The following is a 13,419-nucleotide window of genomic DNA, read 5'->3' as shown; positions in this document are numbered from 1 at the left end:
AACGAAAGGGTCTGACCCCGCATGGGGTCAGACCCTGGCGTAGCGGTGTGCGGGGTCCTCTACGTTTAAGCGGATACACATTTTCCGTCCTTGGATTATCATGCTCAGCTTGTAGCCGGAGATGAGACATGACCAATTCCCCCAACGCGCAGCCTGAGTCGCTGCATATCGTCTGCCCGCATTGCGACGCAGTCAACCGCGTGCCGACCGCCAAGCTGGCATCCGAGCCCGTCTGCGGAAAATGCCAGAAGCTGCTGTTCACTGGCCAGCCGACCGACCTGAGCAGCGCGCGATTCCTCAAACATATCGAACGCAGCGACATTCCCGTGCTGGTGGACTTTTGGGCGCCTTGGTGCGGCCCATGCCGCACGATGGCGCCGTTTTACGCCCAGGCGACCCAGCGGCTGGAGCCGCATTTCCGCGTCATCAAGGTCGATACCGAACAAGCACAGGATCTGGCCGCACGCTATGCGATCCGCAGCATTCCGACGTTGGCCCTGTTCAAGGGCGGACGCGAAGTGGCGCGCCAGCCCGGTGCGATGGACGCGCAAAACATCGTCGCCTGGGCAACCCAGAACAACCGCTGATCAGTCCTCGGCCGCACGCTCCAGCCACTTGCGGATGCCGTCCAGCGTCCGGAAGTCGGCCACCGAGCGGGTGGCAATGTGCGGGTGACGGTTTTGCAGCATGCGCGACAGGGCGCCGCCGGGACCGAGTTCCAGCGCGACGGTGATGCCGGCTTCGGCAGCGGCGTCCATGCAGGCGAGCCAGCGTATTGGCTCGGCCAGTTGGCGCGAGAGCGTCTCGACAGCGCGCGCCTGGTCGTGCACGGCCGCTGCATCGATGCCGGCCAGTACCGGCGCTTGCATAGTCTGGAACGCGGTTGCGCGCACGGCCTGCGCCAACGGTTCGACCGCGCCTTGCATATAGGGCGTGTGTGACGCCACCGCCACCGGCAAGCGTTTGCCGCGTGCGCCGGCTGCTTCTATCGCTTGCAATAGGTGGTCCGCCTGCGCGCCGGGGCCGCCGGCGATGCAGGTGTCTTCTCCCGTTTCTATGCTGACGTGGTAGCCGTATGCGCTTGCCAGTTTGCCGGCGTTTGCCAAAGTCAGGCCGGTGATGCTGACCAGCGCCTGGCCCGGTGCGGCTTGCTGGCAGTTGTCCATCCACTGCGCGCGCTTCGCGGCCAGCGTGACCGCCTGTTCGGGCGTGAGCGCGCCAGCCACGCCGTAGGCCGACAGTTCGCCGATGCTGTAGCCGGCCACCAGCGCGGGCGGCGGCGCAAAGTCGCGGATGGCTTGCCACATGCCCAGTGTGGCCGTCACGATCAGCGGCTGGGCGGTGCTGTTAGCGAAAATATCGTCGCCGGCTGGTGGCTGCATGTTCAGCAGATGGTCAATCAGCGCGCTGGCGGCTGGATTGGTGCGGGCCAGGTCGAACATGCCGGCATGCTGGTCGCCTTGGCCGGGGCAGAGCAGCAGGAGACGCGCGCGGCTCATGGCGTGTCCAATGCGGCGATGGCTTGCACCAGGCAGCAGGCCGCCAGCAGATCGGCCGCGCCGCCGGGTGACAGGCGGTGCTGCATGAAGACGTGATGGCTGGCGATGGCGTCGACGCGCCAGTTGCTGTTGGCGGTGCCGCCTTGGGCGAGAAAGCGTTCGGCATGATCGCGGACGATCTGCGCCCCTTGTGGGCCGGCGCGGTGATAGACGTTACTGTCGCTGATGTGGGCCATCAGCGTGTACAGCGTATCGACGCGTTCCTCGGTGACGGTAGCGCCACGCGCGCGCGCGGCCAGCAGGGCAGGGAGGCCGACCTCAAACACCGACGGCAATCCCAACGCCCCTTCCTCCCGCGCACCACTCACCGCATACCGCGCCGCCACGCGCAAACCGTTACTCAGCCCGCCCGCAACCTCGCCGCCTGGCAGGCTACTGCCCGCCGCCGCCGCCGCCGCCGCCGCTTGCGTGGCGTGCGTGCGTGCGGAGTCCACGCGCGGTGGGCTGGAGGTGGCTGCCGCAGGGGCGGCGTGCATTGCCAGTTCTTCGCCCCAGCGGATCAGCATGGCGGCGCGGAGGGCGGCGGGTGTCATTGGTGTGCCGCGCGCGCGCGCGTGGCCGGCGGTGGCGCATAGCATGCCAAGGCTGAAAATCGCGCCACGATGCGTGTTGATGCCACGCGTCGCTTTCAGCATCGCCGTCTCCGCTGCGATGCCCAGTGCCTTCAGCTGCGCAAACGGCGCATCGTTCAATCCTGCCAAACAGATTTTCTTAAAGTAGTGGCGCAGCGCGAACATGCTGCGCATGAACGTCCTCGCGTCCATGTCGTCATGACTGCCGTTGTCCACCGGCGACACGAGGCCAGGCTTTGGATACAGGCACAACTCCGCATGCAAACTGCGCACCGCCAACCGCGCAACCTCGCGCGCAAAGCCTAGTTTCTCGGCGCGCCCGAGCCGACGGACGCTGATGGCCGACGTCGCCATTGCCGGCGCGGCGCGGAGCGATATAGCTGTCGCGCGCGTCATTGCGCCTCCAACGTCGCCAGCAGCGACGCCGTATCGGCCAAGCGCACCGACTGCAAACCCTTCACCAACACTTTAGCCGGATGCGTCATCGCCATCTGCCACTCCTTCCACGACACGGCGCCGCCGCCAGGAAACACAATCTCGCCGTCCAGCGGCAAGCGTGCCGCATGGCGCGCCAACAGCGCTACGCCTTCTTCAAGCTGCAAACGGCTGGCCGGATGAAACAGCACATCCACATCCGACGTCGGCGACAGATACTGCAAGCCAGTCAACGCCTGCATCGCCACCGACCCAAACACGTGCAACGGCAACGCGCCGGCATCGTCACACAACGCCTCCACATCCCGCACCGTCGCCGCGTCACGCAGCAAGAGCGCCGGCGTCGTGCGGCTGATATCTGTCATCCGCGCGCGCAACGCAATCCGCACTTTCAAGCCAGCGCTATCCGGCGGCAGCGGCAGGCCAAGACACACCTCATCGTCTCCAGCATCCGCATCCAGCCGCCGCACCACCACCGGCCAATCCTGACTCTCCCACAACGACAGAGCCGTTTTGTGCTCATCGCGCGCAGCGGCAATCGCGGCGTGCCAACCGATGGCGGTCAGCCACACCAGCATATGCCGCTCAAGATGGTTAGACGCGTTGGACATGACCGCCAGACAGCACCGCATCAATCACCGGTTGCGCCAAACGACGCCCGCCACGCTGCAAACCAAGCGCGCTACGCTGATCGCCCGCTACCGGCTGCGTCAGCGCCGTCCGCAAATGCGCCGCCAGATCGCCATGCCAGATCGATTCCAAACCACCCATGCGCAGATAATTCTCCGGCCCCGGCGCAAACACCGGATTACTCTGCGCCAGTTCCGTCAACTGCTCCTCCGGCACCTTGGTAATGCGCGCCATTGCCGGCAAACCCATCACGCGGATGGTGGCATCCGGCAGCGCATGACACGCGTCTGCCATCAAGCCGCTGGTAATAAATCCACCCGACAGCGCCTGGTCGTACACCAGACCGATAATCTTGTGTCCTTTGCGCCGCGCCAGATCCACGCACTTGCCCAGGTGCGCCATATAGCTGTTAATGCCCAACATCTCATCGCGATGCCGCAGGCGCTGGCCCTGCGTATCGATCAGCATCAGAATCGGCCGGCCGGGGAAATCACGCACCGTGCGCAGAATCGCCTGCGCCTGCGCCAACGCGATCTCGATGCCGATCGGCGTGTGACCAGTGGTACCGATCACCGCCACGGTCTGACCATCCACCTGCGCGTCACCGCTCAGGAACTCATTCTGCTCACCGATGGAATGCCCTTCATGGAACAGCGTACTTGCCAGTTTTTTCCAGTCCATCTCAACCTCCGTGGCGGTGCGATGCCGCCGCCGCGATAAAACTGTCCGCATCCAGCATCGGAATATTGGCCGCATCCGGCATCTGCATCGCCGTCCAGATATCGATTGGATCGTGCAGGGCGCCGTAATTATTCAGGCGGTCCGACAGCATTTTCTGCTCGGCCTCCAGCGCTTCCAGCGACAAAGCAGTGTCGCCGCCAGCCAGCGAAGCCACCGCCTCCTGAGCCGCAGCGCGGAACGCCGCAACATCATCGGCCACGATGCGCTGACAGTCGCCGAGCAGGTAGCGATGCTTGCCGCCGGTCGTGCGCCACACTAGCGCGCGGTCCCGCGAATCGAATTCCTCCACACCGTTGGCGGTTTCAATCACCTCGGGGCCGGACATCGCCAGCCGTCCTTCTTCCGACATGATGACCACGTTGGCGCAGCGCGTCACGATGCCCATGCCGCCGAACGCGCCGTTGGAGCCACCGACCAGCACTATCACCGCCACGCCAGCGTCACGCGCATCCAGCAAAGCGCGCATCACTTCCGACACCGCGATCAAACCAGCATTGGCTTCGTGCAGACGCACGCCGCCCGATTCCACCAGCAACACCACCGCTGCCACCTTGTCGGCCACCGCCTTGCGCAGCAGGCCAACCAGTTTGGCGCCGTGCACCTCGCCGACCGCGCCGCCCATGAAGGCGCCTTCCTGCGCCGCCACGTACACCGGCACGCCGCCCAGCAGCGCGCGGCCGATTGCCACGCCATCGTCAAACGCCACCGGCGCGTTCAACTGCGGCAGGTGAGGGCTGGTGACGCGCTCCGACGGCGGCAGGAACTCTTCAAAGCTGCCGGGATTGAACAGGTGCTGCACGCGTTCGCGCGCAGTCGCTTCCTGATAGCTGACAGGGCGGCTCATGACGCATCTCCCAGCATGGTCTGCACCGCCTGGTCTAGCCGCAGGCTGACCACGGCCGGCGTGGCGCCCATGTCGTTGATCGAAATGCGCGTATCGGCCAGCAGCCAGCGCTGGTGGAAATCGCGCATCACCGCTTCCCAGATCTGGCCGAAGCCGACGGCGGCGGTGGTGATCTCGATGCTGCATGCGCCATCCAGCGCCGCCGGCTCGATCAGCACTTCCAGATTGCCCGAGCCGACCACGCCCACCACTTCCGGCGGTGCGGTCAGGCGGTGCGTGCCGTTTTCAAATCGATAGTTCAAGGTTTCCATCTGTGTGCTCCTTTACCAGTTGCGGAAACGCTTGGGCGGGTTGTACAAACCGCCCGATGCGCGCACCAGGTCTTTCATATTACGGGCGGCCAGCAGATCGCGCGTGGCCATGCGCTTGTCGATGTCCAGATCCTCGGCGCGGGTGATGATGCCACGGTCGCGCAGGTTCTCCACCATGCGCTGGTCGCGCGCCAGACCGACCGGCGTGTAGCCCGCTACGCCGCGTATCGCCTGCTCGCGTTCCTCGTCGGTGCGGCATAGCAGCAGGTTGGCGATGCCTTCCTCGGTCAAAATATGCGTGACGTCGTCGCCGTAGATCATCACCGGCGGGATCGCCATCTTGGCTTGTTCCATCAGCTCCCACGCATCCAGCTTTTCAACGAAAGCAGGCTGCATATGTTCGCGGAAGGTCTCGACCATCTGCACCACCAGCTTCTGGCCGCGCGGGATGGTGTTGCGGCCCGCGCGCGCCTGCTCGCCGGCCTTGAGCCACGCCGGGCTGGCGTGGCGCCGGCCGCGCGCATCGGCGCCCATGTTGGAGGCGCCGCCGAAGCCGGAGATGCGGCCGGCCGTCGCGGTGGACGAGTTACCCTGCAAATCAATCTGCAGGGTCGAGCCGATGAACATATCGCAGGCATAGTGGCCGGCGGCCTGGCACATGGCGCGGTTGCTGCGCATGGTGCCGTCCGGGCCTATCGCAAACACGTCAGGCCGCGCATGGATGTAGTCTTCCATGCCCAGTTCCGAGCCAAACGAATGGATCGAGGTGACAAAGCCAGCTTCAATTGCCGGTATCAGCGCCGGATGCGGATTCAGCGCCCAGTGCTTGCCGATCTTGCCGCGCAGGCCGAGCGACTCCGCATAGGTTGGTAGCAGCAGCTCAATCGCTGCCGTATCGAAGCCGATGCCGTGGTTCAGCCGCTGCACTTCATATTCGGCGTAGATGCCTTTGATGGCCATCATCGCCATCAGGACCTGGATCTCCGAAATCTGCGCCGGGTCGCGCGTGAACAGCGGCTCGATGTAATAGGGACGCGGCGACTGCACCACGAAGTCCACCCAGTCACCCGGCACGTCGACGCGTGGCACCTTGTCCACGATCTTGTTCACCTGGACGATAACGATGCCTTGCTTGAACGCCGTCGCTTCCACGATGGCCGGCGTATCCTCGGTATTCGGCCCGGTGTACAGATTACCGTCGCGGTCCGCCGCTTCCGCCGCGATCAGGCAAACGCGCGGCGGCAGGTCGATGAAGTAGCGGCTGAACAGTTCCAGATAAGTGTGGATAGCGCCGATATTCAGCTTGCCGCTGGACGCCAGCCGCGCCACCCGCGCCGCCTGCGGGCCCGAGAACGAAAAATCCAGCCGCGAGGCGACGCCGCGCTCGAAGACATCCAGATGCTCCGGCAGCGCCAGCACCGACTGCAGCATGTGCAGGTCGTTGACGCGCTCCGGATTCAGGTTGGCCAGTGCATGGCCGAGGAAATCGGCCTGCTTCTGGTTGTTCCCTTCGAGGCAGACGCGGTCACCGCACTCGATGAGCGCATGCAGCAGATCGGCGATGCGCGCGGGCGGCAGGCTTTTGCCATCCAGTTCATTGCCCAGCGCCGCTCGGGCGCGCTGCAATCGCGCTTCGCGATTTTGCTGCAAGGTGTTCCAGGACATTTTATTTTGCTCCCATAATCATGTCAGGCAGGCCGGTTGCAATCGATGGGAAGACGCACAGCAGCAGCACCGCCAGCACCATCAGCAACAGGAAGGGGAACACGCCCCAGATCACATCCTTCAAAGGAATGTCCGGCGCGATGTTCTTGATGACGAAAATATTCAATCCTACCGGCGGGTGTATCAGGCCCATTTCCATCACCACCGTCATCACGATGCCGAACCAGATCAGGTCAAAGCCGGCTTCGCGCAATGGCGGCAGGATGATCGGCGCCGTCATCAGGATGATCGACACCGGCGGCAGGAAGAAGCCGAACACGATCACCATAAAGAGTATCACCGCCAGCAGCACCCATTTGGACAGGTGCAGACCAACCACCCACGCCGCCGCCGACTGGCTGATGTGCAGGTAGCTCATCACATAGGAATACAACAGCGACATGCCGATGATCAGCAACAGCATGGTCGATTCCTTGATCGACGAACCGAGGATCGGCGCCAGGTCTTTGGGCTTCCACACGCCGTAGATTACGGCCAGCAGCGCCAGTGCCAGCAGCGCGCCAAGGCCTGCGGTTTCCGATGGTGTGGCGAAGCCGCCGTACAGCGCCACCATCACACCAATCAGCAGCACGATGAACGGCAGCACGCGCGGCAGCATTTCCACTTTCTCTTTCAAGGTGAAATGCTCGTCTTCCAGGTAGGCCGACTTTTCACCGCCTTTTTCGTAGATCTCCAGCGCCATGCGGTATTCCTTGCGGGCGCGGTAGACGGCGTAGCTGGCAAACAGCAGCACCAGCAGGACGCCAGGGCCGATCCCGGCCAGGAACAGGCGGCCCAGCGACTGCTCGGCAGCCACCGCGTACAGGATCATGGTGATTGACGGCGGCAGCAGAATGCCCAACGTGCCGCCGGCGGCGATGATACCGGCCGCGAAGCCCGGCGAGTAGCCGCGCTTGCGCATTTCCGGAATGCCGGCCGAACCGATCGCCGAGCAGGTGGCAGGCGAGGAGCCGGCCATGGCCGCGAACAGCGCGCAGGCAAACACGTTGGCGATGCCAAGACCGCCGGGGATCTTGTGCATCCAGGTGTGGATCGCCGAGTACAGGTCCCGGCCCGCCGGCGATTTGCCGATGGCCGCGCCCTTCAGGATAAACAGGGGAATCGACAGCAGCGTGATCGACGCCATCTCTTCGTAGACGTTCTGGGTGATGGTATCCAGCGACGATGCCGGCATGAAGAAGTACATAAAGCCGGTGGCCACGATGCCCAGCGCGAATGCGATCGGCATCCCGGAGAACATCACCACCAGCGTGACGGCGCCGTACAGCGCGCCCAGGGTCAGGTCACTCATGCTGCATGCTCCGGTTTGTTGGTCAGGCGGGCCAGCGTTTGCAGCAGCAGCTGCAAGGACAGCAGCGTCATGCCGGCGGCCATCATGGAGTAGGGGATCCACAGCGGCGGCGCAAAGGTGGACGAGGTGGTTTGTCCATCGACCCACGCTTCATGAAACAGCATCCACGATTTCCACGTGAAGAAGGCGACGAACAGCAGCGACGCCACATCCACGATGAACAACCGCACCGCATTCACGCGGCGCGGCAGCAGGCCGGCCACCGCTTCGATGCCGATATGGCCGCGATGGTGCTGCACAAAGGCGGTGGTGAAGAAGGTCACGCCGACCAGCATGAACACCGAGGCCTCGTCCTGCCAGTCGGTGGGCGCGTTGAAGAAGTAACGCGATACCACCGAGTAGGTCAGCACGACCGCGGTGAGGATCAGCGCGCACATGGACAGTGTCATCAGACCGCGATTGAGCTTGTCCAGCGCCGCCGTCAGCGCTGCGATGACGGCGTTGTCGGGCGGCGCAGGGCCGCGCGACGGGCCGATATCGACGCCGTGGCTCACAGCGTTTTCTCCGCCAGTTTCAGCAGGTTGGCGCAGCTGGCGTTCTTGTCGCTGAAGTCCTTCCATGCGGTGGCGCGGGCGATGGTCTGCCATTTTTTCAGCGATGCCGGCGTCATGTCAGCCACTTTGGCGCCAGCCTTCTGGTACACCACGGCCACTTGCTGGTCGTCTTCCTTGGATGACTTGAGCGCAAACGCTTCCAGTTCGGCGCCGACGGCCAGGATCAGCTGCTGCTGGTCCTTCGGCAGTTTGTCGAACACGCTGCGCGACATCATCAGCGGCTCCAGCATGAACCAGTAGGAGCCGGCGCGCGCGGTGGTCAGCGCCTTCGACACTTCTTCGAGGCGGAACGAGATCAGCGAAGTCGAGGAAGTCAGCGCGCCTTCCATGGCGCCGGTCTGCATGGCGGCGTAGATTTCATTGGACGGCAGCGTGACCACGGCGGCGCCTGCGGCTTTCAGCATCATGTCCATCTCGCGCGAGCCGCCGCGGATCTTCATGCCCTTGGCGTCGTCCGGATCGATCACTGGCTTGGTGCGCGAGGCCATGCCGCCGCCTTGCCAGATCCAGCTGACCATCACGATGCCTTTGTCGTACAGGATGCGCGCCAGTTCCTTGCCCACTTCCGCGTTCTTCCAACCGTAGGCCTGATCGTAGGAGGTTACCAGGCCGGGCATCAGGCCGATGTTCACTTCCGGGACTTCGCCGCCGGCGTACGACAGCGGCACGAGCGACAGGTCCAGCGCACCTTTGCGCATGGCCGAGAACTGGGCATTGGTCTTCATCAGCGACGAACCGGGATAGATCGAAAACTTCAGCGCACCCTTGGAGCGCTTCTCCACTTCAGCTGCAAACATGCGGGACAGGCGGTCACGGAAATCGCCGGCATCGATGGTGCCGCCGGGGAATTGGTGGGACAGCTTGAGCGAGGTCTGGGCCCAAGCGGATTGCAACAACAGGGGGCTGGCTGCCAGTGCTGCAAGGGATGCTATCGCGGACCTGCGGGTGGTTACAGTCATACGTCCTCCAAGGGGTTGATGTAGGGAAATATTATCGTTATCGCATTCGATATGCAATCAGCTTTTTTATGTATACAAGAATAGCGCTTGCGAATACATTGTCAAGCGATATAATGCGATTCATGACTACGCACTCCGCCACCCTCCGCGAGCACATTGAAGAAATGATTGCTGTCGGCGAGCTCAAACCCGGCCAGCATCTGGACGAGACCGAGCTGGCCACGCGCTTTGGCGTGTCGCGCACGCCGATCCGGGAAACCTTGATCCAGCTGGCTTCGATGGGGCTGGTGGTGATACGGCCGCGGCGCGGCGCGATCGTCGCCGAACTGGGACCGCAGCAGCTGGTGGAGATGTTCGAGGTAATGTCGGAACTGGAAGCGACTTGCGGCCGCCTGGCTGCGCGCCGCATGACGCCGGAAGAGCAGACGGCGCTGCTGGCCGCGCATCAGGCCTGTCAGGAAGCGCTGGACGCGCAAGAGCCGGACACGTATTACTACAAGAACGAGATCTTCCACGAAGCGATTTACGCCGGCAGCCACAACCAGTTTCTGATCGAGCAGACGCGCGCGCTGTACCGCCGCCTGCGCCCATACCGCCGGCTGCAACTGCGGGTGCGCAACCGGCTGGCCAACTCCTACAATGAACACGACGGCGTGGTGCAAGCCATCATCGACGGCGATGGCGACCGCGCGGCCCAGCTGCTGCGTGAGCATGTGATGATCCAGGGACAGCGCTTCTCGGATTTGATGGCCTCACTGCCGCAGCTGCGCCAGGACGCGGCGTAGCTCACTCCTTATCGCGCGCGCCTTTGCGGTATTCGGTGGGGCTGTTGCCGGTCCACTGCTTGAAGGCCCGGCAGAATACCGCTGAATTGGAAAAGCCCAGATCCAGCGCCAGCGCTGCCACCGTGACGTTGGAGTGCGTTAGCTTATGCACGGCGATGTCGCGCCGCAGATCGTCTTTCACCGTCTGGAATCCCGTGCCTTCCTCGGCAAACTTGCGGGTGAGGTTGCGCACCGAGAGGTGCAGGGCGTCAGCCAGATCCTGAATCGTGATCGCCTCCTCAATGCGCGGCTCCAGGAAAATCCGCGTCTTGGCCGCCAGCGAAGTGCGGTTGACTGCGGCGAAGGTCCAGTCCTCCGGCGCGCGTTTCAGAAATCCCCACAGTGCATGCTTCTCGCGTTTGAACGCGGACGCGCAATCCTTCTCGTCGAGATAAATGCTGGTGTCGGCGGCGTCGAAACTCACCCCGCCCGGAAACAGGAAAATATAGTCCTGCACATAGCGCGGGCGGGCAAAGCAGAACTCCACCTTGTGCACCGCGACCTCGCGTCCCAGCAGCCATGAGGTGACGCCGTGGACCAGCTTCATCATCAAGCCGTGGCCGAGCGGATTGGCGTTGCTGGCAGGCGAGCGCGCGATCAACGCCAGCCGGACCGTGTCATTTTTTCTGACCATTTGCAGCCGGTAATCGTCCAGCAGCAGATTCCAGAAACGCACAAAGCGGTTCAGCGCCACCATCACGGTGGGCGTGTCCAGCAGGCTTAGCATCAGGTACTTCAATGTGCCGCTGCGAATCGGACGTGACCACAACCCCAGCATCTCGTCGTCCAGCTGCGCCGCCACCGATTTGTACAGCGCCACATATTGCTGACGCGTGATGCGCGCATCCGGCTGCGCCATCAGCGAGAGCGGGATGCCTGCGCTGGCCAGCGTGTCCGCGACAGCGCCGCCACCCCGTTGCGAGCGCATAAACGCCAGCATGCCCTGCACGAAATGGGCGGAAACGGTATGGGAAAATGTTGGCGCGTTTTGCATATAAACTGGCTCGAACGGTGAAGCACGGTTGAATGTTGCCCTCTATACTTGCTGTCCATAGAGGGCGGCGTCGCATGGGAATGTGGCGTACTTTGCCTATTCTGCATGGCTAATCTGGATGGAGCAAGTATTCATGAGCAAACGTATCGTGGTGACCGGCATGGGCATCGTCTCGCCGCTGGGGAGCGGCTGTGAAACAGTCTGGCAGCGCCTGCTGGCGGGACAGTCGGGCGTGGTTCAGCTGGACGAACAGCACACGCTGGATATTCCTTGCAAGATCGGCGGCGTAGTGGCCGACTTTGACGCCACCTTGGCGGCCGAGCCCAAAGACCAGAAAAAGATGGACCGCTTCGCGCTGTTTGCCTTGGCGGCGGCGCAGGAAGCGTTGGATCAGGCAGGCTGGCATCCCGACACGGAAGACGCGCAACTGCGCACCGCCACCGTGGTCGCTTCCGGCATCGGCGGCTTTGGCGCGGTGGTGGAGGCGGTGCGCACCACGGATGGACGCGGCCCGCGCCGGCTGTCGCCGTTCACCGTGCCGGGCTTCCTGGCCAATATGGCAGCCAGCCAGATCTCGATCAAGCACGGTTTGCGCGGCCCGCTCGGTGCACCGATCACTGCTTGCGCCGCTGGCGCACAGGCAATCGGCGACGCCGCCCGTTTGATCCGCGCCGGCGAGGCCGATATTGCCGTCTGCGGCGGGGCAGAGGCGTGCATCGACCGCGTCAGCCTCGGTTCTTTTGCCGCCATGCGCGCACTGTCCACCAGCTTTAACGATGACCCGACCACCGCATCGCGACCGTTCGACCAGGCGCGCGACGGCTTCGTCATGGGCGAGGGCGCTGGCATCCTGGTGATTGAAGAGCTGGAGCACGCATTGCAGCGCGGCGCCGTGCCGATCGCGGAACTGGTGGGCTACGGCACCAGCGCCGATGGCTATCACATGACATCGCCGCCGGACGACGGCAACGGCGGCCGCCGCGCCATGGAGCAAGCGATACGCCAGGCCGGCGTGCCGGTATCGTCGATTGGCCACCTGAATGCGCACGCCACCTCAACCTCGGTGGGCGATATCAGCGAACTGGCGGCAATCCGCGCGGTGTTTGGCGCGGACGGCGGTCCGGCCATCTCCGCCACCAAATCGGCTACCGGACATTTGCTGGGCGCTGCCGGTGGTGTGGAGGCGATCTTCACTATCCAGGCGCTGCGCGACCAAACGGCGCCGGCCACGCTGAATCTGACGGAGCGCGATCCCGCGGCTGAAGGTCTCGACATCGTGGCCGGCTCACCGCGTCCGCTGCAAACCGAATACGCGATTTCCAACGGCTTTGGCTTCGGCGGCGTCAACGCCAGCCTGCTGTTCCGCCGCTGGCCGTCAGGAGGCTGATAAAATATTTCTGTTTAAATGGAATAAAGTAGCTCCAGCTGCGTTCACCACGTAGTAACACACAGTTTTCACTTGTCGATCACTACGGAGCTACCCATGAAACGTCTTAGTCTGCCTCTTATCTTCCTGTTGACCTGCGCCGCTGGCGCCAACGCTGTTGCCGGTCCGGCACTCGATTCGGCGCAAGCCCATTTCGCCGCCATCGGCGCCGGCGACCGCAGCGCCATCCTGCGTGATTACAGCGATAGCGCGCAGCTGCTGTGGGTCGGCGGTCTGCTGGATGGCGCGTATGACGGCACTGCCGCCATTGGCGCCGTCTGGGACAAGTTCGGCGCGGCCCTGGGCAATGCCAAAGTGAGCGTCGGCGCAATCGAGGAGTCGGCCAATCCGAAAGGCGCGACGGTCACCGCCGCCGTGCTGTTCGACGGTAAAAGCCAGGTGAAAGTGCGTTATGTGCTGACCTATCGCGAGGGCAAGCTGGTTCACGAAACCTGGCAAGTCGATCCCAAGCTGGCGATCACCGCGCGCTGAAC

Annotated in this window: 15 protein-coding genes; 4 read left to right on the top strand and 11 right to left on the bottom strand. The window is 63.6% G+C overall.

Going from position 1 to position 13,419, the window contains the following annotated elements; genetic code table 11:
- Positions 1-128: 128 nt before the first annotated feature.
- Positions 129-587: a thioredoxin TrxC gene (gene trxC, locus GTP69_RS10045; protein WP_161054756.1), complete on the top strand. Its 459-nt coding sequence runs from the start codon at positions 129-131 to the stop codon at positions 585-587.
- Here the strand turns inward: trxC and GTP69_RS10040 are convergent, their stop codons facing one another.
- From GTP69_RS10040 to dctP, 10 genes are read right to left on the bottom strand one after another with little or no spacing between them, the layout of a single operon-like run.
- Complete coding sequence (locus GTP69_RS10040; protein WP_161054755.1) at positions 588-1,499, bottom strand: ACP S-malonyltransferase; 912 nt, start codon at positions 1,497-1,499, stop codon at positions 588-590. It abuts the gene before it with no gap.
- Complete coding sequence (locus GTP69_RS10035; protein WP_371867881.1) at positions 1,496-2,527, bottom strand: triphosphoribosyl-dephospho-CoA synthase; 1,032 nt, start codon at positions 2,525-2,527, stop codon at positions 1,496-1,498. Before GTP69_RS10035 ends, GTP69_RS10040 begins: the two co-directional genes overlap by 4 nt.
- Positions 2,524-3,177, bottom strand: a complete 654-nt coding sequence (mdcG, locus tag GTP69_RS10030; RefSeq protein ID WP_229260881.1) for a malonate decarboxylase holo-[acyl-carrier-protein] synthase — start codon at positions 3,175-3,177, stop codon at positions 2,524-2,526. The genes GTP69_RS10035 and mdcG overlap by 4 nt, the downstream gene beginning before the upstream one ends.
- Positions 3,161-3,877, bottom strand: coding sequence for a biotin-independent malonate decarboxylase subunit gamma (mdcE, locus tag GTP69_RS10025; RefSeq protein WP_161054754.1), 717 nt, complete (start codon positions 3,875-3,877; stop codon positions 3,161-3,163). The genes mdcG and mdcE overlap by 17 nt, the downstream gene beginning before the upstream one ends.
- 1 nt (position 3,878) lies before the next feature.
- Positions 3,879-4,781, bottom strand: coding sequence for a biotin-independent malonate decarboxylase subunit beta (locus tag GTP69_RS10020; protein WP_161054753.1), 903 nt, complete (start codon positions 4,779-4,781; stop codon positions 3,879-3,881).
- Positions 4,778-5,092 carry a malonate decarboxylase acyl carrier protein gene (gene mdcC / locus GTP69_RS10015; RefSeq protein WP_161054752.1) on the bottom strand — a complete coding sequence of 105 codons (315 nt, stop codon included), beginning with the start codon at positions 5,090-5,092 and terminating at the stop codon, positions 4,778-4,780. The genes GTP69_RS10020 and mdcC overlap by 4 nt, the downstream gene beginning before the upstream one ends.
- A 12-nt stretch (positions 5,093-5,104) precedes the next feature.
- Positions 5,105-6,757: a malonate decarboxylase subunit alpha gene (gene mdcA, locus GTP69_RS10010; protein ID WP_161054751.1), complete on the bottom strand. Its 1,653-nt coding sequence runs from the start codon at positions 6,755-6,757 to the stop codon at positions 5,105-5,107.
- A gap of 1 nt (position 6,758) precedes the next feature.
- Positions 6,759-8,108 (bottom strand): TRAP transporter large permease, encoded by a 1,350-nt coding sequence (locus GTP69_RS10005; RefSeq protein WP_161054750.1) that lies wholly within the window; start codon positions 8,106-8,108, stop codon positions 6,759-6,761.
- Positions 8,105-8,662, bottom strand: coding sequence for a TRAP transporter small permease (locus GTP69_RS10000; RefSeq protein ID WP_371867879.1), 558 nt, complete (start codon positions 8,660-8,662; stop codon positions 8,105-8,107). Before GTP69_RS10000 ends, GTP69_RS10005 begins: the two co-directional genes overlap by 4 nt.
- Positions 8,659-9,681: a TRAP transporter substrate-binding protein DctP gene (dctP, locus tag GTP69_RS09995; protein ID WP_161054748.1), complete on the bottom strand. Its 1,023-nt coding sequence runs from the start codon at positions 9,679-9,681 to the stop codon at positions 8,659-8,661. The genes GTP69_RS10000 and dctP overlap by 4 nt, the downstream gene beginning before the upstream one ends.
- 122 nt (positions 9,682-9,803) lie before the next feature.
- Between dctP and GTP69_RS09990 the strand changes: the two genes are divergently transcribed.
- Positions 9,804-10,466 (top strand): GntR family transcriptional regulator, encoded by a 663-nt coding sequence (locus GTP69_RS09990; RefSeq protein WP_161054747.1) that lies wholly within the window; start codon positions 9,804-9,806, stop codon positions 10,464-10,466.
- A gap of 1 nt (position 10,467) precedes the next feature.
- On the opposite strand, the gene GTP69_RS09985 is transcribed toward GTP69_RS09990, so the two are convergent.
- Positions 10,468-11,499, bottom strand: a complete 1,032-nt coding sequence (locus tag GTP69_RS09985) for an AraC family transcriptional regulator (protein WP_229260880.1) — start codon at positions 11,497-11,499, stop codon at positions 10,468-10,470.
- Positions 11,500-11,632: 133 nt separating this feature from the next.
- Between GTP69_RS09985 and fabF the strand changes: the two genes are divergently transcribed.
- Complete coding sequence (gene fabF, locus GTP69_RS09980) at positions 11,633-12,886, top strand: beta-ketoacyl-ACP synthase II (RefSeq protein WP_161054746.1); 1,254 nt, start codon at positions 11,633-11,635, stop codon at positions 12,884-12,886.
- A gap of 96 nt (positions 12,887-12,982) precedes the next feature.
- Entirely contained in the window at positions 12,983-13,417 is a 435-nt protein-coding gene (locus GTP69_RS09975) for a nuclear transport factor 2 family protein (protein ID WP_161054745.1), read from the top strand.
- The last annotated feature ends 2 nt before the right edge of the window (positions 13,418-13,419 follow it).

It is taken from the genome of Duganella levis (genome assembly GCF_009857605.1).
GTDB classification, from domain to species: domain Bacteria; phylum Pseudomonadota; class Gammaproteobacteria; order Burkholderiales; family Burkholderiaceae_D; genus Rugamonas; species Rugamonas levis.
This window is presented reverse-complemented; position numbering and strand designations above follow the sequence as displayed.